At 51.9% G+C, this 19,342-nt stretch carries 21 protein-coding genes; 11 read left to right on the top strand and 10 right to left on the bottom strand.

Going from position 1 to position 19,342, the window contains the following annotated elements; translation table 11 throughout:
• Positions 1-20 precede the first annotated feature (20 nt).
• Genes U2W12_RS13810 through U2W12_RS13800 form a run of 3 tightly spaced genes read left to right on the top strand, consistent with a single transcriptional unit; the run spans position 21 to position 2,913 of the window.
• Positions 21-1,448: a glutamate--cysteine ligase gene (locus tag U2W12_RS13810; RefSeq protein WP_326501275.1), complete on the top strand. Its 1,428-nt coding sequence runs from the start codon at positions 21-23 to the stop codon at positions 1,446-1,448.
• Positions 1,445-2,488: a M14 family metallopeptidase gene (locus tag U2W12_RS13805; protein ID WP_326501274.1), complete on the top strand. Its 1,044-nt coding sequence runs from the start codon at positions 1,445-1,447 to the stop codon at positions 2,486-2,488. The genes U2W12_RS13810 and U2W12_RS13805 overlap by 4 nt, the downstream gene beginning before the upstream one ends.
• Positions 2,485-2,913: an HIT domain-containing protein gene (locus tag U2W12_RS13800; protein ID WP_326501273.1), complete on the top strand. Its 429-nt coding sequence runs from the start codon at positions 2,485-2,487 to the stop codon at positions 2,911-2,913. Before U2W12_RS13805 ends, U2W12_RS13800 begins: the two co-directional genes overlap by 4 nt.
• A 71-nt stretch (positions 2,914-2,984) precedes the next feature.
• Here the strand turns inward: U2W12_RS13800 and U2W12_RS13795 are convergent, their stop codons facing one another.
• From U2W12_RS13795 to rpoE, 4 genes are all read right to left on the bottom strand, one after another.
• Positions 2,985-4,391, bottom strand: a complete 1,407-nt coding sequence (locus U2W12_RS13795) for a DegQ family serine endoprotease (protein ID WP_326501272.1) — start codon at positions 4,389-4,391, stop codon at positions 2,985-2,987.
• 142 nt (positions 4,392-4,533) lie between these two features.
• On the bottom strand, positions 4,534-5,487 hold the full coding sequence (locus U2W12_RS13790; protein WP_326501271.1) for a MucB/RseB C-terminal domain-containing protein: 954 nt from the start codon (positions 5,485-5,487) through the stop codon (positions 4,534-4,536).
• Positions 5,484-6,038 (bottom strand): sigma-E factor negative regulatory protein, encoded by a 555-nt coding sequence (locus U2W12_RS13785; RefSeq protein WP_326501270.1) that lies wholly within the window; start codon positions 6,036-6,038, stop codon positions 5,484-5,486. The genes U2W12_RS13790 and U2W12_RS13785 overlap by 4 nt, the downstream gene beginning before the upstream one ends.
• 12 nt (positions 6,039-6,050) lie before the next feature.
• Positions 6,051-6,641 (bottom strand): RNA polymerase sigma factor RpoE, encoded by a 591-nt coding sequence (gene rpoE / locus U2W12_RS13780; protein WP_326501269.1) that lies wholly within the window; start codon positions 6,639-6,641, stop codon positions 6,051-6,053.
• 288 nt (positions 6,642-6,929) lie between these two features.
• Here rpoE and nadB point away from each other — a divergent pair, with 288 nt between their 5' ends.
• Positions 6,930-8,582, top strand: a complete 1,653-nt coding sequence (gene nadB, locus U2W12_RS13775; RefSeq protein WP_326501268.1) for an L-aspartate oxidase — start codon at positions 6,930-6,932, stop codon at positions 8,580-8,582.
• Positions 8,583-8,642: 60 nt separating this feature from the next.
• Here nadB and U2W12_RS13770 read toward each other — a convergent pair whose 3' ends face one another.
• Entirely contained in the window at positions 8,643-9,026 is a 384-nt protein-coding gene (locus U2W12_RS13770; RefSeq protein ID WP_326501267.1) for a hypothetical protein, read from the bottom strand.
• Between the two features lie 562 nt (positions 9,027-9,588).
• Between U2W12_RS13770 and U2W12_RS13765 the strand changes: the two genes are divergently transcribed.
• Positions 9,589-10,995 (top strand): hypothetical protein, encoded by a 1,407-nt coding sequence (locus U2W12_RS13765; protein WP_326501266.1) that lies wholly within the window; start codon positions 9,589-9,591, stop codon positions 10,993-10,995.
• Positions 10,996-11,040: 45 nt separating this feature from the next.
• Positions 11,041-11,547, top strand: a complete 507-nt coding sequence (locus U2W12_RS13760; RefSeq protein ID WP_326501265.1) for a hypothetical protein — start codon at positions 11,041-11,043, stop codon at positions 11,545-11,547.
• A 40-nt stretch (positions 11,548-11,587) separates the two neighbouring features.
• Here U2W12_RS13760 and U2W12_RS13755 read toward each other — a convergent pair whose 3' ends face one another.
• Positions 11,588-13,087, bottom strand: coding sequence for an FAD-linked oxidase C-terminal domain-containing protein (locus U2W12_RS13755; RefSeq protein ID WP_326501264.1), 1,500 nt, complete (start codon positions 13,085-13,087; stop codon positions 11,588-11,590).
• Positions 13,088-13,119: 32 nt separating this feature from the next.
• On the opposite strand from U2W12_RS13755, the gene U2W12_RS13750 reads away from it, so the two are divergent.
• Complete coding sequence (locus U2W12_RS13750) at positions 13,120-13,701, top strand: YigZ family protein (RefSeq protein ID WP_326501263.1); 582 nt, start codon at positions 13,120-13,122, stop codon at positions 13,699-13,701.
• A 365-nt stretch (positions 13,702-14,066) separates the two neighbouring features.
• On the opposite strand, the gene U2W12_RS13745 is transcribed toward U2W12_RS13750, so the two are convergent.
• Positions 14,067-14,783, bottom strand: coding sequence for a hypothetical protein (locus tag U2W12_RS13745; RefSeq protein WP_326501262.1), 717 nt, complete (start codon positions 14,781-14,783; stop codon positions 14,067-14,069).
• Entirely contained in the window at positions 14,780-15,793 is a 1,014-nt protein-coding gene (locus U2W12_RS13740; protein WP_326501261.1) for a tryptophan--tRNA ligase, read from the bottom strand. The genes U2W12_RS13745 and U2W12_RS13740 overlap by 4 nt, the downstream gene beginning before the upstream one ends.
• Positions 15,794-16,074: 281 nt before the next feature.
• Between U2W12_RS13740 and U2W12_RS13735 the strand changes: the two genes are divergently transcribed.
• The 4 genes from U2W12_RS13735 to U2W12_RS13720 all read left to right on the top strand — a co-directional run bounded on the left by U2W12_RS13735 (position 16,075) and on the right by U2W12_RS13720 (position 18,122).
• A complete protein-coding gene (locus U2W12_RS13735; protein WP_326501260.1) occupies positions 16,075-16,371 on the top strand; it encodes a PilZ domain-containing protein in 297 nt (98 codons plus the stop codon).
• Between the two features lie 5 nt (positions 16,372-16,376).
• Positions 16,377-16,793, top strand: coding sequence for a 6-carboxytetrahydropterin synthase (locus tag U2W12_RS13730; protein ID WP_326501259.1), 417 nt, complete (start codon positions 16,377-16,379; stop codon positions 16,791-16,793).
• Complete coding sequence (locus U2W12_RS13725; protein WP_326501258.1) at positions 16,790-17,245, top strand: DUF1249 domain-containing protein; 456 nt, start codon at positions 16,790-16,792, stop codon at positions 17,243-17,245. Before U2W12_RS13730 ends, U2W12_RS13725 begins: the two co-directional genes overlap by 4 nt.
• A gap of 535 nt (positions 17,246-17,780) precedes the next feature.
• Complete coding sequence (locus U2W12_RS13720; RefSeq protein ID WP_326501321.1) at positions 17,781-18,122, top strand: YajD family HNH nuclease; 342 nt, start codon at positions 17,781-17,783, stop codon at positions 18,120-18,122.
• 32 nt (positions 18,123-18,154) lie between these two features.
• Here the strand turns inward: U2W12_RS13720 and rnhA are convergent, their stop codons facing one another.
• Both rnhA and U2W12_RS13710 read right to left on the bottom strand, forming a co-directional pair.
• Positions 18,155-18,592, bottom strand: a complete 438-nt coding sequence (rnhA, locus tag U2W12_RS13715) for a ribonuclease HI (protein ID WP_326501257.1) — start codon at positions 18,590-18,592, stop codon at positions 18,155-18,157.
• Positions 18,589-19,299, bottom strand: coding sequence for a methyltransferase domain-containing protein (locus U2W12_RS13710; protein WP_326501256.1), 711 nt, complete (start codon positions 19,297-19,299; stop codon positions 18,589-18,591). Before U2W12_RS13710 ends, rnhA begins: the two co-directional genes overlap by 4 nt.
• Between the last annotated feature and the right edge of the window lie 43 nt (positions 19,300-19,342).

Raw genomic sequence — 19,342 nt, 5'->3', positions numbered from 1 at the left:
CCGATAGCCCGTATGCCACCATGGGACAAGAAATCACTCTGACCGAATTTGAAGCAGTCGACTTTATCGCCTTCCGTCAGAAGCTCGCCCAGGAAACGGCTCTGCTCAAACAGATGATTGACCGGAAATCCTGTTCGAATCGGCAACCTGTCGCCGGCTTCGAGATCGAGGCCTGGCTGGTCGATGCGGCGATGCGTCCGGCGCCTGTCAATCAGCAGTATCTGGCGACACTGAACGATCCACTGGCCAGCGCCGAACTCGCCAAGTTTAATTTCGAGCTGAATTGCGAGCCGGCGCCATTGACCGACAATGTGTTCAGCCTCCTGCATGCCCAATTGGAGCGCATTTGGCAAAACGCCGGCCGACATGCCGAAAGCATGAACCATAGCGCGGTAATGATCGGCATTTTGCCAACGCTTGCGCAAAGCGATCTGCATCTCGGCAACATGTCCGACATGCACCGCTACAAGGCATTGAATGAGCAAATCCTACAGGCGCGCGGGAAGCCGATTCATATCGACATCAGCGGCACGGAGCATCTGAAAATCGAGCATCACGACGTGATGCTGGAATCGGCGACTACGTCGTTTCAGACGCACATTCAGTTGCCGTTGGACCTTGCACATCATTTTTATAATGCGTCGATCATCGCTTCCGCGGCGGTTGTCGCAATCAGTGCCAATTCGCCGTTTTTGTTCGGCAGGGAACTCTGGCATGAAACCCGGATTCCGCTGTTCGAGCAGGCTGTCGAAACGGGCGGTTACGCAGGCGCGGCACGAGGTCCGCTGCACCGGGTCAGCTTCGGCTCGGGCTATCTGCGGCATTCGGTGATCGAATGTTTTGAAGAAAATCTAGCGCATTTTCCAGTCTTGCTGCCGGTCACTCAGGATACCGACGCCGCATCGTTTACGCATTTGCGTCTGCACAACGGCACGATCTGGCGCTGGAACAGGCCGTTGGTCGGATTCGACGCGGACGGCACGCCGCATCTCCGCATTGAACATCGGACGCCCGCCTCCGGTCCGACACCGCTCGATGCGATCGCGAATGCGGCGTTTTATTTCGGTCTCACACAAAACATTTGCGAGCAGATATGCAACCAAGGGCTGCCACTCACTTTTCCGGAAGCGAAGGACAATTTTTATCTGGCCGCCCGTCACGGGCTCGATGGCACGATAGTCTGGTTTGACGGCGCGCGGCATAGAATGGACCATCTCTTACGGACGGAGCTGTTACCGCGGGCGTTCGAGGGTTTAAAACCATTCGGCGTCAGTGCTTCCGACATTGGCGATTATTTAGACATCATCCGCCAGCGCCTCGCGAACAAACAGAACGGCAGCGACTGGCAGCGGCGCTATGCAAAAGAGCATCAACGGGATTTTGTGGAAATGACCCGAACTTACCTAAAAAACCAGAGCAGCGGCAAACCGGTCGGCGAATGGCAATGACGAATCAACTTTTTCATCAATTGAATGCCGTGCCGGCCGGATTGTTGGAAACCGATCCGATCCATCTGCGAACCCTCTTGCCGAAACCCACGCTGATACATTTGCAGGGCAAGCTGGCGGAGCCGTTGTTCATCTCGGTATTGCTGCACGGCAATGAACCGACCGGTTTTCTGGCGCTGCAGCGGCTGCTCATCAAATACAGGCACCGCGAATTACCAAGGTCGCTGGCATTGTTTTTCGGCAATGTTGATGCGGCCGCGCAAAATGTCAGGCGGCTGGAGCATCAGCCCGATTACAACCGGATCTGGCCGGGCACCGAATTGCCTGCCTCCGCGGAAACCGCAATGGCCGCAGACGTCTTAGCCGTGATGCGGTCACACCGGGTCTTTGCGAGCATCGACGTGCACAACAACACCGGCCTCAACCCGCATTATGCTTGCATCAACCGTCTCGATAACGGCTTTATGCAACTGGCCGCATTATTTGGCCGTTTGGTCGTTTATTTCAGGCGCCCGACAGGCGTGCAATCCGCCGCATTCGCCGAATTATGCCCGTCGGTGACTCTCGAGTGTGGACGCCCCGGTCAACAGCACGGCGTAGATCATGCGTTTGAATTTCTGGACAGTTGCCTGCACCTGTCCGCACTGCCGGAACAGCCGATGCATGCCCGCGACATCGACCTGTTTCATACGGTCGCGCAGGTCAAGGTCTCCGACGCCGTTTCGTTCAGCTTTACGCGTAGCGATTGCGATTTACTATTGAACGACGATCTGGAGCGGATGAATTTTACCGAGATTGCGCCGGGCACGATTTTTGGCCAAGCACGCCATGCCAGGATGTCGCCCTTGCTTGCGCAAGATGAACAGGGAAATAACGTGACCGATCAGTTTTTTAACTTGAACAACGGCAATTTGCAAATCACCCGGCGGACCATGCCTTCGATGCTGACATTGGACGAACGCGTAATCCAGCAGGATTGCCTATGCTATTTAATGGAACGCCTCTCGCTTCCCATACATCAGGAATCCCAATCCGCATGAATCCAGCCTTTACATTGCATCCCCGCTTGTCGGAAGACTGTATCACGCTCGGCCGTTTCGGCTTATGCCGACTCCTGCTGATGAACGACAGCCATTATCCCTGGTTTATTTTGGTGCCGGAAAAATCCGATCTGACCGAAATATATCAACTCAGCAAGCTCGATCGGATGAGGATAACGGAGGAGTCGAGTTTTCTCACTGAAAATCTCGCGGACCTGTACCGGGCAGACAAAATGAATATCGCCGCGATCGGCAACCTGGTGCCGCAGCTTCATATTCACCATATCGTCAGATACAAAAACGATGCGGCATGGCCCGCGCCTGTCTGGGGAAGATTTGACCGCACACCCTATACGGAAGACCGGATCGCAGCCATTACCGATCAAATGCATTACCGCTTCAAGGATTTTTTGATAAAAGTTTAGGGTTTAATCAGGAAGGCAGCCCAGACCAACCAGCACATGCAGGTTGGTCCGAGGACAAAAAACAAGTTTAATTACTTGCCTATTTTCAGCGCCAGGAATACCGGATTGCCGCGGCGTTGAACCAACAAAGCAATCGATTTCCCTTCCGGTAGATTTTTGACAACCTTAGAAAAATCGGCGACATTTTTGATCACGCTGCTCTGAATGCGCAGGATCACATCGCCCGGTTGAATACCGGCATCTTTCGCAGGTCCCTTGCCGACACTTTTCACGAGCACGCCATTCTTCGCGATTTCAAGCGCTTCCCGTTGCTCGGAGGTCAATTCGGTCACCGAGATGCCGAGTTTATTGTCGGGTTTTGCTTCGCCTTTGCCGCCGACATCCGCCAATTTCTCTTCCTGCTCAGGCAAGAGTCCAATCCGGATCGACACGGTCTTCGTCTCGCCCTGCCGTATCAGCTTGAGTTCCGCTTTTTCGTCGATCGGAGTCATACCGACCATCGGCGGCAATTCGCCCGAGGATTCGATTTCGTGTCCATTGAATTCAGTGATGATATCGCCAATCTGAATATCCGCTTTTTCGGCGGGACTGCCTGGCACGATTTTCGCGACCAGCGCGCCATGCGGACGCTTCATGCCGAACGACTCGGCCAATTCGCGGGTCACATCCTGAATCTGCACACCCAGCCAACCCCGCGACACCTTGCCCTTCGTTTTGATCTGGTCGACGACATTCATCACGACATCCATCGGGATCGCGAATGACAAGCCCATGAAACCGCCGGTCCGGCTATATATCTGCGAATTGATGCCGACGACCTCACCTTCCATGTTAAATAAGGGGCCGCCGGAATTGCCTGGATTGATCGCGACGTCGGTCTGAATGAACGGCACATAATTGCCGCCGGGCAGACTGCGCCCTTTCGCGCTGACAATACCGGCTGTCACCGACTGTTCGAAGCCGAAAGGTGAGCCGATCGCGAGCACCCATTCGCCGACTTGTAATTTTTCCGGCGAACCGATCGTCACTATCGGCAAGTCTTTCGCATCCACTTTCAATAACGCCACATCGGTGCGCGCATCGGAGCCAACCAGTTTTGCGACCAGCTCTCTTCTATCGGTTAACTTGACAACAATCTCGTCGGCATCCTTTACGACGTGGTGATTGGTCAGTACATAACCATCCGTCGAGATGATGAATCCCGAACCCAGCGACTGCGTATCCCTGGGGACGGAATCACCACCGGGCGCATTGAAAAAGTGTTTAAAAAACTCTTCCATTTCGGGCGGCAAGTCTTCGGGCAGTTGCTGTTCCTGGGGAAGACTGCTGGTTTCCGGAGATGCTTTTTGGGTAGTACTGATATTGACGACCGCTACACCATTTTTTTTGACCATTTCGGTAAAATCAGGCAGCTGCGCGTAAACCTCGTGACTGAACAAAAAGACCAGAAAAACACACCAACCAAGCCTTTTAAGCATAAAAATCTCTACTTCCAATAACATAAAATTGATCACCTACCAGCCATGCTACCGATGGCCTGTAGGGCCGTGTACACAGTAAAAACTCAAAAAATAACTCCTTCGCTTGAGGCCTGCCCAAATGCCTGACCTTTGGAAGGCCTCAACGGCTGCCGTATTTAATCCCGATGCCTTCGGCAATGGTTTTCACCGTTAACGGCGGTACTTCGCCCATCGCCGTGACCTGATAATCATCGAGATTGCGGCTATAGAAGTTGACCACACCGACTGACCTCGGACCTGACGCCAAGTCGGGATTTTTGTTTTCCATATACACCGAAATCGACGCCAAACCATCAGTCATCAGCAAATGATCAACGGGTAAACGAGAATCATGCATTGTTCTGCGCGCAAAATATATTTCTTTGAATCCGACGGGCGGATTCGTAACGATGAACCGCAGCTTGCCGGGATTATTGTCTTTTATCGCTTGGCTTTGCGAATTGGCATTCGCCGACTGCACCTCGCTAAAAGGCAATGCTTCCTTGACATGCTGCTCGGTAAACACCACTTGTTCGAGAAGCGCGCCGGAAAGATCATACACCGCGACCTTCAGCGGCAAAAACTGTAGCTTTTCTACCCAAATCCTCCGCGCGTAACGAAATTCGTCTTTCGGCCGAATATCGATGACATAGGCCGGAAACATCGCCACATCTTCTTCGCCGGACAGCGCAAAGTCATAAAGGTTGGCCAGCTCATCAAGACTTCTCGAAAAGTTGACCAAAAACGAACGCTCGTAGGGCCTATGGTCGAAAACGACGGTTTGCGTGTCATTGTATCGGCAACTAACCTGATCGCCATTTCTGACGACTTCCCTCAAGGGCGAATTCAACGATACCAACCGCTCCTGCTCCCTGCCTTGCTCCGCCGCATGAAAATATTTCATCGTTTCGAGCTTGCTGTTGCGCAAAAACACGACGGTGCCCTCGTAATTGAGAGCCCCCATGGCCTGAATCATATTTGCCAGGATTTGCTTCGCGGTTAATTTACTGTCTTCAGCTGAAGCCGATCCGATTGAGAAGAAAAATAGCAGGATAAAGCGAACAACCACGGTCATTTTTGACTGTAATGAGTAACTTGTGCATAGGGCTGAAAACCAGCCTGATCATTAGTAGTATAAATGCTGCTGTGGGCCTGCAAATAATCGTTGATTTGTTGATTGACCGGATAAGAATCTCGAGGCGTTTCTATTTCGGCCATTTGCGGGACTTGCTTGACCGGCGGTTTAGCCGTGGCAACCTGAATATTACTGGCCGGTTCGTGACGCTGCGTGTGGGCGACAAACGCAATTATCGCGACCGATGCCGCTGTGGCAGCAATTTTATGCGAGCGCGTAAGACGCCGTTCTCGAACCACACGGCGCTCCGCATTCGGAATCATGTAAGTCGGCTCGCGCTGAATCCGGCTACTGACCGAGGCAACGAAATCGGACGTTGACGATACCGACATCTCGTGGTTTTTGATTGCGTAAGTGATTGCCTCATAACGGCGCATCTTGTTGTTCAAATCGGAACGGGTCCGTATTTTTTGCAAGAGACTCAAGGCTTCTTTTTGAGGAAGCTCATCGTCCAGAAGTTGAGAAATTTTTTGCATTAGATCTTCATGCATCGAATATCACCGTCAATCGAGCAAGGGGGTTAATTTATTATCGATCGCTTCACGCGCTCTAAAAATGCGTGAACGCACCGTACCAACTGGGCAATCCATCGCCTGAGCAATCTCCTCATAACTCATTCCTTCAAACTCCCTCAGCATAATGGCCACCCGCATTTCTTCAGGCAATTTTGCAATCGCCGTTTTGATTGTCTCGACGATTTCCCGGCTGAGCAGTTCCCTTTCGGGCGTTTCCTGGCCATGCAGTTGAGGCAGATTTTCATAGACTTCCGCATCCTGGACGTCTATCTGCATGTCGACATTCCGTCTTGATCTCGACATCAGATAGTTTTTCGCGGTATTGATTGCGATCCGATAGAGCCAGGTATAGAAAGCACTTTCACCTCGAAAGCTGCCCAGCGCCCGGTAGGCTTTGATAAAAGCCTCCTGCGCGACATCCTGAGACTCGCTAGGATCTTTAACATAGCGATTGACCAATTGAACGATTTTATGCTGATACTTGATCACTAAAAGGTCATACGCGGACTTATCGCCCTGCTGTACGCGCAATACCAAGTCTTCGTCCAATTGTTCGCTAGCCCTTGAATGACTCTTCACTTGTGTTCTTGGATGGTAGAATGGACAGAATTAAACCGCATTAGTTCTGCTGTGACAAAAAAAATTGCTATCACGGTAAAAACCGTTATTATCCATCATGCTTGCCAACTAAGCCAGTCCGGCCCTTGCACAGATACTCATTTATCCTTGCGACGCCGCATACCAAGAACATAAGCCGTTGATTAATTATAGCTTCAATTCAATCAAATTCATTGCTGTTTGCCCAGAGCCGCAAAACCACTGATCAACGCCTGATTACCCATTCCGCATACCTTCCTGTAATTTTAGATGCACAATTCAGCAACACCTTATGACGTATTAATCGTTGGCAGCGGCGGCGCCGGCTTAAGTTTAGCCTTAAAATTAGCCGAACATGGGATTAAACTCGCGGTACTCTCGAAATTCGCGTTAACCGAAGGCAGCACTTTTTACGCACAAGGCGGCATTTCCGCCGTGTTCGACGCCGAAGACTCGATCGAATCGCATATCGAGGACACCCTGGATGCCGGCGCCGGGCTTTGCGACCCGGATATCGTCAGATTAACCGTGACGCACGGCAAAAGCTCGATCAACTGGCTGCGCAGCCAGGGCGTGGTCTTTACCGAGGAAGAAACCGAATCCGGCGAATTAAAATTGCACCTGCACCGCGAGGGCGGTCATTCGCATCGGCGCATCGTGCATACCGCCGATGCGACAGGCAAGGCAGTCTCCTTATCGCTGATCGAACGCGCGCGCGAACATGCCAATATCGATCTTCTTGAAAATCATAACGTTGTCGAACTGATTACCGGCTCATGCTCTGACAGCGCCAGCCCGATCGGCAGACGCATTCTCGGCGCGTATGTCCTGAACACCCAAAAACAACAGGTCAAAACGATCGCCGCACGCGCCGTGGTATTGGCGACCGGCGGCGCAAATAAAGTGTATCTCTACAGCACCAATCCGCAAAGCTCGACCGGCGACGGCATTGCATTGGCCTGGCGCGCGGGCTGCCGGGTCAGCAACATGGAGTTTATGCAGTTTCATCCGACCTGCCTGTATCATCCCGAGGCGCGCGCATTTTTGATCAGCGAAGCAGTCCGCGGCGAAGGCGGCAAACTGATCCTGCCCAACGGGTCTCCGTTCATGCAAAACTATGATCCACGCGGCGAACTCGCGCCGCGCGACATCGTCGCCCGCGCGATCGACGCCGAGATCAAAAAGCGGGGCATCGACTGCGTCTATCTTGACATCAGCCACAAGCCCGAAGCCTTCATCCGCGAGCACTTCCCGACCATTTACCAACAGTGCCTCGAATACGATATCGACATTACGAAACAGCCGATTCCGGTGGTGCCGGCAGCCCATTACACCTGCGGCGGCGTATTGACCGACAGCTATGCGCGCACCGATATCGCCAATCTTTACGCGATCGGCGAAGTCGCCTGCACCGGCCTGCACGGCGCGAACCGGATGGCCAGCAACTCGCTACTCGAATGCCTGGTGTTCGCGGAGCGCGCGCATATCGATCTGGCCAGGAAACTGCCAGAGATTGCCCCGCCGCCTTTGCTTCCGGCCTGGGATGAATCGATGGTCGCCGATTCCGATGAAGAAGTCGTCGTATCGCACAACTGGAACGAGCTCAGAAACTTCATGTGGGACTATGTCGGTATCGTCAGAACCGACAAACGACTGCACCGGGCGCGGAACCGCGTCGAACTGCTCAAAAAAGAAATCGCCGAGTATTACGGCAATTTCCGTGTCACCAGCGACCTGCTCGAACTGCGAAACTTGGTGATCGTCGCCGAATTGATCATCCGCAGCGCTATGTTGCGCAAGGAAAGCCGCGGCCTGCATTACACGCTGGATTATCCCGAGATCGACCAGAGCAGACCGCCGCAGCCCACCATTTTGCAACCGGTGCGGCTGAAAGGACGCAATACCTACGAGATGGGAGAATGAAAAATCACCCATAAACCCCGTTTCCGCAACACTAGCTGCCCCCTAAACCGATCGGCCTACCTAACGTTTCAACAACACCTCGACTTCATGCGCGGCGTGGTCACAATCAAGGGCCGTTTTGACGACTTGACGCCGCAATGTCAGACCGCTGCCGAGTCCGTCAATATCACGGGATACATATTCATTCAACGGTGCACAGACCTGCTGCATATGTTGTTCGGCCTTCAATACGTCGGTAAAATTACCGCCCTCATCTGCCTCCGTCAGCATCATCACTTCGCTGGTCATCCGGTTTTGAAAGCGGAACACCTCTTCGACATAGTGCGCAAACTCTTCTTTACTCAGTCCAGTGCCCCCGAAATCGCCAACATACGGCAGCGTGCATCCCTGTAACAGGACGACCAGAATCACTCTAAACAAGCGAAGAAAGTACGGCAGCTTCATGGATGATCAGCCATTCGAACGTGATAGGACGATAACCGGCCCGGTTAAAACTCGACAAATATACACAAATTCGCCGCCTACGGTGGATAAAAATATACGAATCAATCGACTCTCACGGCTTGACGGAAGCGCCAGATAAAACACAAACCCTTGATAAAAAAAGACTTTTCAATGCGGCGATCGGTTAAAACCAAGTTCCGCATCAAGCCGACGATCGCCTTCGAGGCCCAGCCGCTACCAATCATTTGACAATAAAATACCTTTAATATTTGCTCCATTTTTTGTATCATCATACTAATACGCTCTTTTTACGGCTTTCTTTCCAAGCAGGGAGCAACGGTTTTTGTAACCGCTTCGTTAAGCACTCATGTCTAAAAAAATAACGGTAAGATGAGTTAACAACCGTAAAACACGGCTTAACAAACCGGTAGCTAGCCCTATGCGGTCAACCATGACATCCGGGATACTGAACGCTAAGATCAGTGCCTCTCCCGGCACATGGCTCCAAGCATCCGGCTTTTTATACCAAGAATAATAAATTTAACAAACCGGTGTGAAGACAATGACTGAAAAGACTGTAAGCAAATACCTGTCAAATCTGGAAAAATTTTTCGCCAGCGACAGCCCGATTTTACAAAAAACATCGAAAGTCTTTCATGAACTCGATCAACTGGAATACGACCTCGGCCTGATCGAAGCGGATGGCACCACCGCGACCAAAAGCTCCTGGTGGCCGATCGTCAGTTTGATCGGCGGCAATTCAAACGCCAAGTCGAAATTCATAAACAGTTATTTCGGTTCCGATTTGCAGTTAACCGGCCTGCAAACCTCCCATAACAAATTTTCGGTCCTGCTGCACAACAACCAGACCAGCCCGACCATCTTGCCCGGCACCGCGCTTGATGTCGATCATCGCTTCCCGTTTTATCAAATCAGCCACAAGATCGAGCAATTGCAGCGGGGCGAAGGCAGCCGCGTCAACGCCTATCTGGAACTCAAAACGCTGCCGAGCGACCACCTGAAAGGCAAGCTGTTCATCGAAGCCCCCAGCATCAGCGCGACTCCGGCCAACGCGGTCACCTCTTTTTTGATCTCTTATGCGATCGAAAACTCCGACACGGTGTTCGTCTTTACCGATGCTTTCGAAACGCCGTCGCCTTTGCTGGATCATTTGATCACACAGATTCAATTGCACCAGGATACCAATAAACTGGTTTACCTGATCGATGCGCCGGCCGCATTGAATTCCGCCAGAACCGGCGAAATCATCTCTACCTGGCAACGGCGCCTAGCCGATCTCGGCATTTCTTCAGGCCAGTTCATGCTTTTGCCGAGTCAGGAAACCGGCTTCATTCCACAACCCGGCAAAGTTGATTTCAGCGTGATTGATCAGCGTCTCGCCAATGTCGGCTACGATCGTACTTACCGCGTTTTGCAGGCACTCGAAGACAACATCGCCGAAATCGAAAACGTCGTGATTCCGGAAGTCAAAAAAGCCCTCGCCACCTGGAAAGATCGGGTCAATATGTCCAGCCTGCTGGTGCTCAGCCTGTTCATCGTGCTGGCATTGTTTGCGGAAATCAACACCGGCATCGTCTTGGCCACGCTGATCGATCCGATTTTAGGGCCTATCACGATCCTCGTGCTGATCGCAATCATGACGCCAATTCACCTGATCTTCAGTCGGTTGCACGCCAGGCCGATCATCACTCAGTTGAACAACCGCCAAAAAGAACTGAATCTGCTCGAAAATCTGGCCGGTTTGTTTGAAAAAAACCTGACTTTTTCACGCATGATGCTACCGGTTTCCGAACCAGCCCTCTGGAATAAAAAAACCAAAAGTCGGCTGACCCATTTAACGGGAAAAACCAAGGATCTCGTGCAGTCCCTGAACGATACGTTCAGCGCCTACAATGCGCAACTCTTCGATATTTTTTCGGACAGCAAAGGCCCCAAGGAGCTATTGTAGACGATTATTTCCAGCCGGCCCCTTCCTTAACCTGTCAGAATCGCCATGGCAACCGTCGACATCATCAGGCAATATCTGCCTTTATGCTGGTTCCGGCACAACCCCCTCGAATTGACTCGATCGGCCAGTTTTTTTAAACAGAATCTGATTTTCTATTACCTGATCGAGTATTTCCTGCAGGCCAACATGACCGATGACCCATTCGAGTCATTTTACGAAGTCACGATCGAAACTGGCTTGACCCTGCTCTTTATCGGCCTGATGATGTTTTTTAATAAAACGCTGTACGGCTTCGTGCAGGTCACGACCGCAATGATGCTCTGCGCGAATGTCGTCGCATTGTTCATCATACCGGTGATGATCTGGTTGACCGTCAGCGACGATCCCTTCAGCTACTACATCCTGTTTGCACTGATCTTCTGGGATTTTACCCTGGTCGCCTACATATTCAAAAAAGTCATTGAAATCAATATATTCGCGAGCGTTATTCTCGCCTTGCTGTATTTTATTACAACCTATCTGGGTGCTTTCGGGCTTGGCCAATTGATATGACCACCGCAACAAAGCCGGGTTTAGATCGCACAACTCGAGCCTAAAACCGTTCAATATCCGGAAAACGCAAGTTGCCCTGATGCACGTGCATCGCCCCCCATTCCGCGCAGCGGTGCAGACTTGGAATTGCCTTGCCGGGATTCAACAAACCTTGCGGGTCGAATGCGCGTTTAAGCGCCTGAAACTGCATCAATTCGCTTGCCGAAAACTGTAAACACATTTGATTCAACTTTTCGATGCCAACACCATGCTCGCCGGTAATCGTGCCACCAACGGCGACGCAATGACCCAGAATCGCCCCGCCCAGTTGCTCGGCCCTGTCGAGTTCGCCGGGCTTCCCCGCGTCATAAAGAATCAGCGGATGCAGATTGCCGTCGCCAGCATGGAATACATTCGCGACCGCCAATCCGTAATCTTCGGATAATTTTGCAATCTTTTTCAACGTAGCGGCCAGAAAGCGGCGCGGAATCGTGCCGTCCATGCAGTAATAATCAGGACTGATCCGGCCGGCGGCAGGAAACGCTGCTTTGCGGCCCGCCCATGCTTTCTGCCTGCTCTCCGGGGTATTGGCAATAGCTAGTTGATAAGCGCCGCACGCCTTCAGTAAGCAGGCCGAGTTCGCCAAATCTTCCTCGACCTGTTCTCGCATTCCGTCGAATTCGGCGATCAAAATCGCCTCGGCTTCACGCGGGTAGCCCGCGCCGATAAAATCCTCGGTTGCCTGGATGATCGCATGATCCATCATCTCCAAACCGGCGGGTAGCAGCCCTGCCTCGATAATCCCGGCGACCGCCCGCCCTGCCTTTTCGACATCGTCAAACGCCGCCAGCAACACCTGCGTCTCTTCGGGCAAGGGCAACAGTTTGACCGTTATCTCGACCGCGATGCCCAATAGTCCTTCCGAGCCGATCATCAATGCAAGCAGGTCGAGCCCCGGACTATCCAATCCGCCGCCACCCAATGTGACCAACTCGCCATCCATCGTCACGATTTTTGCTTCCAGCACATTGTGCGTGGTCAATCCGTATTTGAGGCAATGCACGCCGCCGGAGTTTTCCGCGACATTGCCGCCCAAGGTACAGGCGATCTGCGACGACGGATCGGGTGCATAGAATAGGCCATAAGGCCGCGCCGCCTCCGAAACCGCGATATTGCGCACGCCGGGCTGCACTCTGGCCTGCCGATTGTCAGGATCGACTTCAAGAATTTTATTCAACTTCGACAAGACAAGCAGCACGCCATTGTCAAGCGGCAAGGCGCCGCCGGCCAGCCCGGTACCGCCGCCCCTCGCCACGACCGGAACGCCTTGGCTATGACAAATCCGCATGATCTGTTGAATCTGATCCACGGTTTCCGGCAGCAGAACCAGCCACGGCAGACAGTGATAAACCGACAATCCGTCGCATTCATAAGGCCGCAAGGCTTCGGCTTCGGTCAAAATCGAGGCGAGCGGCAGTAGGCGTTTAAACTCACCAAGCAGGCGGTTACGATCGATCTGATGGTGAATTTTTTCGGCAGGATGCGGATGTATTGTTATCATACCCGGTTTGCAGGACGGATTCGGAGCGAAGCGTGTATTGTGTCAAATCCCAACACACGATTGAAGACAATATCAAAAAATCGCGTTTTATCGGCATGATTTTTCCTTGCAAGGATGAACAATCGATTACTCGGCATTTGAAAAACCTGCACAGTCAATACCCGGATGCGACGCACATTGTGTATGCTTATCGGCTCAAAACGCCACAAGGATTCGTTTATCGTTTTCACGATGCCGGCGAACCGTCCGGCACGGCCGGAAAGCCTATTTTTCAGCATCTGGAAGGCAAAGACCTGATTGACGTACTGCTGGTGGTGGTCCGTTACTTCGGCGGCATTAAACTCGGAGCGGGCGGCTTGACGCGCGCTTATGGCAACGTTGCCAAACGGGTCATCGACGAAGCCGATATCGAACCTTTCATCGAAATGGCAAGCGGCAGGTTGGCGGTGACTTACAGCCAGTTACAGCCCTTGGAATATTTACTCAAAAAACTGAACGGACGCATCGTCGCGCAGCAGTTTGCCGAACAAATCAATCTGGTGCTTGAATTGCCCGCCGAACACTTGTCGACGTTGCGACAATCCTTTCCGTTACTCGAAATAATCTGCTTGTAAAACTCATCTGGACTTACCGCCGAACACGCTCTGATAAGACACAGACATCATCGTCGACGCCAGCATATACAGCACAGGCGTCAACAACGGCATGACGGACAGGCAAAGCAGCGCCTGCAAAAAGCAAGGTAGCCTCGATGGAGCTTTGCGGAATCGAGGAACATCGAAGCCACAAAACCCTCGATTCCGCTGCGCTGCATCGAGGCTACTTTCATTATTATAAGAAAATAGCTTTCGGATGTCGCCGGCCGCTGTAGCTTGTCGAACTCGATAAGGCGCAATAGCGAAGCGTATTGCGCCGCAATGTTGGGCTTCCCATGCGGCGCAATCCGGTTAGATGCACGCTTGGTTTTTCACCGCCGGCTTCATTTGGACCTGGCGCCGAAAAGACTCTGATAGGACACATACATCATCGTCGACGTCAGCATATACAGCACAGGCGTCAACAACGGCGTGACGGACAGGCAAAGCAGCGCCTGCAAAAAGATGAAGCCCTGCATTTTATAGAACGCATTCGAACATTCGGAAAGCGCCGCCCGGCCCTCTTCCTTCGCCGCGCTCCAACCGTAATTTCTGAATAACATCAACGGATAACTGAACCAGCTCGCGAAGCTATTCATCATCAGCAAGCAAAAAATCAACGCGACATTCGCGTAGCCGAACAACCAGATCGCCAACTCACGCGTCGTTTGCCGCTGTAGGTTTTCCGGGGTGAATTCCCAATCAAAGAAAAATTTGGCGATATTTTGCCAATCGCCGGCGGCAATACCTGCAATCGTCCTGAAAAGCCCCCAGCAAAACACCAAGCTACCGGCGGCCAAAATCGCCAGCGGCAGGCTTTTTTTGATCGCCCACGACAAAGCGACCGGATCATCCGCCCGGTATTTCAAATCGATATATTTTGCCACGCCGACGCCGACGAACAGGCTGCCGACCGAAACGAGGACGCCCAGCGCCAAGGACAAGTGCCCCAACGGCATCAAGAGTCCGATCACCAGGCAACAGCCAAACCAGACGACCGGACCACGACCTATAAATTGCAGGGATTCTCGCAGCCAATCGCTAAAGGTGATTTTAATCACGCTGAAATCCTGGCAATCCCGACCGCATCGCGCAGCTCCTTGATAAAGGGCATGCTGATCGCGCGCGCCTTGCGCGCGCCTTCCTGCAATTGCTGCTCGATATGATCCGGCGCCTGCATCAAAGCCTCATAGCGCTCTCTGGCCGGCGTGATGTGCTCGTTGATATATTCGAACAAAGCCTGTTTCATCTCGCCCCAGCCGATGCCATTCGCATAACGCAAGCGCATTTCGCTGATTTCGGCTTTGGTTGCGAACGCCTTATAAACGCTGAACAAGGTGCAAGTCTCGGGATCTTTGGGCTCGCCGGGCTCCAGCGAATTCGTTTTTATCTTATTGATCAATTTTCTGAGCTTTTTCTCGGGTTCGAATAGCGGGATCGTATTGTTATAGCTCTTGCTCATCTTGCGGCCGTCGAGCCCCAACAAGGTCGCGCCATGCTCCTCGACCACCGCCTCGGGCAACGTAAAATGCTCACCGTAAATGTGATTGAAACGCGCCGCGATGTCCCTCGCCATTTCAATGTGCTGAATCTGATCCTTGCCGACCGGCACCTTGTCGGCCTTGAACATCAGGATATCGGCCGCCATCAGAATCGGATAGCTGAACAGGCCCATCGTGACACCTTTGTCCGGGTCATTTTCGCCGCCTTGTTCGTTGTCCGCAACGGCAGCCTTGTAGGCATGCGCACGGTTCATCAAGCCTTTCGCGGTTACGCAGGTCAAAATCCAGGCCAGTTCCAGAATTTCGGGCACGTCCGACTGCCGGTAAAACACCGCATTCGAGGTATCGAGCCCTAAAGCCAGCCAGGTCGCAGCGATTTCCAGACTGGACTGCCTAACCCGTTCCGGCTCCTGACATTTGATCAGCGCATGATAATCGGCCAGAAAATAAAAAGGCGCGACATTGTCATCCTTGCTCGCATCGATCGCCGGCCGAATCGCGCCGACATAATTACCCAAATGCGGCGTGCCCGTGGTTGTGATGCCTGTTAGTACCGTAGCTTTACTCATTTATTCCCACTCTATGGTCTTTGATTATCTATGCGACCAATCAATCGATTGCCGGTAAGTTCAATGGGCTACCCACATCGGACCGAACAGCATCGGGTCATGCGCACATCTTACCGAAATTCAAACGACTTTGCAGGGCAAATGGCCGGCAAAAAAGAGGCGTCCGCTTTTTTAGCCCATTGCGCAACTTTTATAGTACACTTTGGCTAATTCAGCGCAGGATATTGAGCAAAATATTTCTTCAATCCTTGTGATTTTACAACTCAAATTAGGTTAAAATTTTGCCTGATACAAATGAAAAACGCCACCAAACGCGGCTGACGATGGACAGCGAGATCGCCGTCAAACTGGCTGGATCGTCCGAGCAACAATTAGGGCGCTGCAAAACTATCAGCGGGGCGGGCGTCTCGTTTATCACACACCAGGCGCTTCCGCTGGGCAAAGCCGCCGAGATCCACGTCTTCAAAAGTTCGCTCGGCCCGCCGGTTACCGCCTTCACTGAGATCATGCGCTGCACCCAATTAACCACGAACAGTTACGAAATCGCCGCAGCGATCAGAAGCATAAAAGGATGTTGATTCACATGTACACGATAACCAAAGAGGTTTATTTTTGTTACGGCCATAGGTTGATGAATCATCCCGGAAAATGCCGTCATCTGCATGGACACAGCGTCAAGGCCTCCATTTCGATAAAACAGGAACGGCTTAACGACCAAGGCATGGTCTGCGATTTTTCGGACATTCGGGATTGCGTCGAGGCCTATATCGATCAAAATCTCGATCATAATTTTCTCCTGCACAAGGACGACCCGATCATCCCGATACTGGTTGCCAACAACGAACGTTTTCTGGCCCTGGACGAACATCCGACCGCCGAGGTACTCAGCAAAATGATCTACCGTTATCTCCAGCAGGCCGGCTTGAACGTCGCGCAAGTTGTTCTCTGGGAGACCGCCAGCGCCTATGCCTGCTATAGCGAGGATTCGCCGCAATCATGAGCCAGCTCAACCCCGTCAATAAATCCTTCTGCCTCGAACAGGTCTGCGCCGCCAACTATCAGAAAATCTTGTGCTTGATACCAAATCTGCTCGACTGCCTCGATACTGCGACCGGTCGTGCCAAGGGCGCTTCAACGCTGCATCTCGAAATACTGGAACGCTCTCCCTATACGTTGACGATTCTGTTGAGCCACAGCTTCAAAAAAAATCTTGAGGAGTTTATGGAACCCGCCGTGACGATACGGCTTTATCTGGACCTGCAACTGGCCGAAGCAATCAGCGACCACTCCCGCGCAGCCGTGACCAGAGTATACAAAAACCCCGGCTTGAGCCTTGAGATTATGAATTACAAATGGCGGTTAAATTACTTTCTGCAAAAATGGCTGGAACATTGTTTGAATAAAAATTACCGCTTCAGTGCTGAAACCATTGAAACTATCGCCATCGCATAAATCTTGATTCAGCGCGATCCGCTCATTGCGGCGCATATCCACAGTCGCGCCGTCATGCATTCGATCAAGATATTGCCGTTATCCGCGGTGGCGATGATTTAGCAGCGAAGGTCTCGGGACGATGTCGGCCGCGATAATGCTGTCCGGTGTATTATCGCCACCGCTACTGATCAAAAGCGTTAACAAATCGCGGTGTCGTCCCGCTGGCGCATCGCCCAGTAAATCCCTGATTCAAGGGCTCTGGATTGACTGTTTGAGACGGAAGTAGTATGTTTTTCTGGTTGGCACTTGTACGACATAAGGTGCATTCAAGGTTTGGCCCTACTTTAGAACCGAGGCGTTTCAAGTTTTTCGCAAAAATCCTTACCCAAAGCAACTGCTTCAACCAAAATTTTCGGATGCATCCTTTTTTCAAGCAAGCACTTTGGCCCTTAAGTTTATGGCCTGAAGCGACGAAATATGCCGTCAGCGCCCCCCAATAACTCAGACAGCACACATACCAGCCATGAAAAAAACGCCCCTCGATAAAGACAAAATGCAGGAATTCATCCGCGAAGTCAAGCATAACCAGAAACTTAAAGAAGATACTTATCGTGAGCGAGCGCTCAAGATGTATCCCTGGATTTGCGGGCGCTGCGTGCGGGAATTTACTTCCAAAAACTTGAGCGAATTGACCGTTCATCATAAGGATCATAATCACGACAACAACCCGCTCGACGGCAGCAACTGGGAATTATTGTGCGTTTACTGCCATGACAACGAACATTCTCGCTACGAAGAAATGCGTTTCGGAAGTTCGCATACGCTCAAGACTTCGGCTCCCGTGGCAACACATAATCCTTTTGCAGGGCTGAAGGATTTGCTGGGGAAGAAATAAGTGCAGGATTCGGAACGGCCTTGCCCCTGAACCTACTTCAGCCCATCGATCCCAAGATTCGCCAACTCGTCAGCCCTGTCGTTTTCCTTATGTCCGGAATGCCCCTTCACCCACTTCCATTCGATGTGGTGAAGGCTTCTGGCCGCATCCAGTCTTCGCCACAAATCCTCGTTCTTAACCGGTTTATTGCCGGCGGTTTTCCAGCCTCTTTTTTTCCAGTTCGGCAGCCACTCAGTAATGCCTTGCAGGACATATTTGGAATCGGTATTCAGTTCAACCCGGCAATGTTTTTTCAAGGCTTCTAGTCCCTGAATGGCGGCCGTCAACTCCATCCGGTTATTGGTGGTATCTTTTTCGCCGCCGTACAACTCCTTGACAGCTCCTTTATAACTCAGCAGCACACCCCAACCGCCTGGCCCGGGATTGCCTCGGCAGGCCCCGTCCGTATAAATGATCACGGTATCCGTCATGAGCCGACCCGTGTCGTTGGATTGACCGAATTGATCAGCGCCAGGCGCGGTTTGAGCTCGCACACCGGCGTCAGCGGTATGATATTGTACCGCCGCTTGATCGCCTTGATCGCATAAGCGCCGGCGGTTAATGAATAACAATTATCGATGAATTTGCCGTGCATTGAACGTACCGATTTGGCATTGAATTCGGTGAATAAAATCACTTCGAAGTTGAGCAATTTCAGCCAATCGATGACCCGAGTGCGGCTGATAAAATGGCCGGACCAGGCGTCATGTTTTTGCCGCTCCCACAGATATTCGTATCGTATCCTCAAACTCCAGGGATTGAAATTGACCACTACCAATGAGCCTTCCGGCTTCAATACGCGTTCGATTTCGCGCATGGTTCGCAGGCAACAAGGATCAAACTCCAAAAAGTGAGGCAAAATAATCATATCGACACTGTCGCATTGCAACGGCAAGCGACTGGCTTCGGCCCGGATTTTTTTGACTGCCGGTGCGCCCAACCCCTCCGCATCAAGCACAATATAATATTTATATAAGGTGCAGTCGATCAATTCCGTTTCCCAACCCAAGCCGCCAATCTGCAGGATCGTCTGTTTGCAACTGACCGTAATCGAGCGCTGTAGATAATCGGTCTCTTGCTGCCGGAGCACTTCGCCGCGCGGAGTTTTGTAGTAGGAAAATAAAAAGTCGCGCTTCATCGCAAGTCAACAAATGAGGATTATTTAATGTTATTCGGTCAAA

This window comes from Methylomicrobium sp. Wu6 (assembly GCF_035916875.1).
In the GTDB taxonomy this organism is placed as follows: domain Bacteria; phylum Pseudomonadota; class Gammaproteobacteria; order Methylococcales; family Methylomonadaceae; genus Methylomicrobium.
This window is presented reverse-complemented; position numbering and strand designations above follow the sequence as displayed.

Excerpts from the sequence above, each read along its gene's own strand:
- U2W12_RS13760 (WP_326501265.1), top strand. The coding sequence starts at position 11,041 with ATGGCAACCGTCGACATCATCAGGCAATATCTGCCTTTATGCTGGTTC.
- rnhA (WP_326501257.1), bottom strand. The coding sequence starts at position 18,592 with ATGACGGATACCGTGATCATTTATACGGACGGGGCCTGCCGAGGCAAT.
- U2W12_RS13810 (WP_326501275.1), top strand. The coding sequence starts at position 21 with ATGGGACAAGAAATCACTCTGACCGAATTTGAAGCAGTCGACTTTATC.
- U2W12_RS13740 (WP_326501261.1), bottom strand. The coding sequence starts at position 15,793 with ATGAGTAAAGCTACGGTACTAACAGGCATCACAACCACGGGCACGCCG.
- U2W12_RS13720 (WP_326501321.1), top strand. The coding sequence starts at position 17,781 with ATGCAGGAATTCATCCGCGAAGTCAAGCATAACCAGAAACTTAAAGAA.
- U2W12_RS13765 (WP_326501266.1), top strand. The coding sequence starts at position 9,589 with ATGACTGAAAAGACTGTAAGCAAATACCTGTCAAATCTGGAAAAATTT.
- U2W12_RS13725 (WP_326501258.1), top strand. The coding sequence starts at position 16,790 with ATGAGCCAGCTCAACCCCGTCAATAAATCCTTCTGCCTCGAACAGGTC.
- U2W12_RS13730 (WP_326501259.1), top strand. The coding sequence starts at position 16,377 with ATGTACACGATAACCAAAGAGGTTTATTTTTGTTACGGCCATAGGTTG.
- U2W12_RS13805 (WP_326501274.1), top strand. The coding sequence starts at position 1,445 with ATGACGAATCAACTTTTTCATCAATTGAATGCCGTGCCGGCCGGATTG.
- U2W12_RS13800 (WP_326501273.1), top strand. The coding sequence starts at position 2,485 with ATGAATCCAGCCTTTACATTGCATCCCCGCTTGTCGGAAGACTGTATC.
- U2W12_RS13770 (WP_326501267.1), bottom strand. The coding sequence starts at position 9,026 with ATGAAGCTGCCGTACTTTCTTCGCTTGTTTAGAGTGATTCTGGTCGTC.
- U2W12_RS13710 (WP_326501256.1), bottom strand. The coding sequence starts at position 19,299 with ATGAAGCGCGACTTTTTATTTTCCTACTACAAAACTCCGCGCGGCGAA.
- nadB (WP_326501268.1), top strand. The coding sequence starts at position 6,930 with ATGCACAATTCAGCAACACCTTATGACGTATTAATCGTTGGCAGCGGC.
- U2W12_RS13755 (WP_326501264.1), bottom strand. The coding sequence starts at position 13,087 with ATGATAACAATACATCCGCATCCTGCCGAAAAAATTCACCATCAGATC.
- U2W12_RS13795 (WP_326501272.1), bottom strand. The coding sequence starts at position 4,391 with ATGCTTAAAAGGCTTGGTTGGTGTGTTTTTCTGGTCTTTTTGTTCAGT.
- U2W12_RS13785 (WP_326501270.1), bottom strand. The coding sequence starts at position 6,038 with ATGCATGAAGATCTAATGCAAAAAATTTCTCAACTTCTGGACGATGAG.
- U2W12_RS13790 (WP_326501271.1), bottom strand. The coding sequence starts at position 5,487 with ATGACCGTGGTTGTTCGCTTTATCCTGCTATTTTTCTTCTCAATCGGA.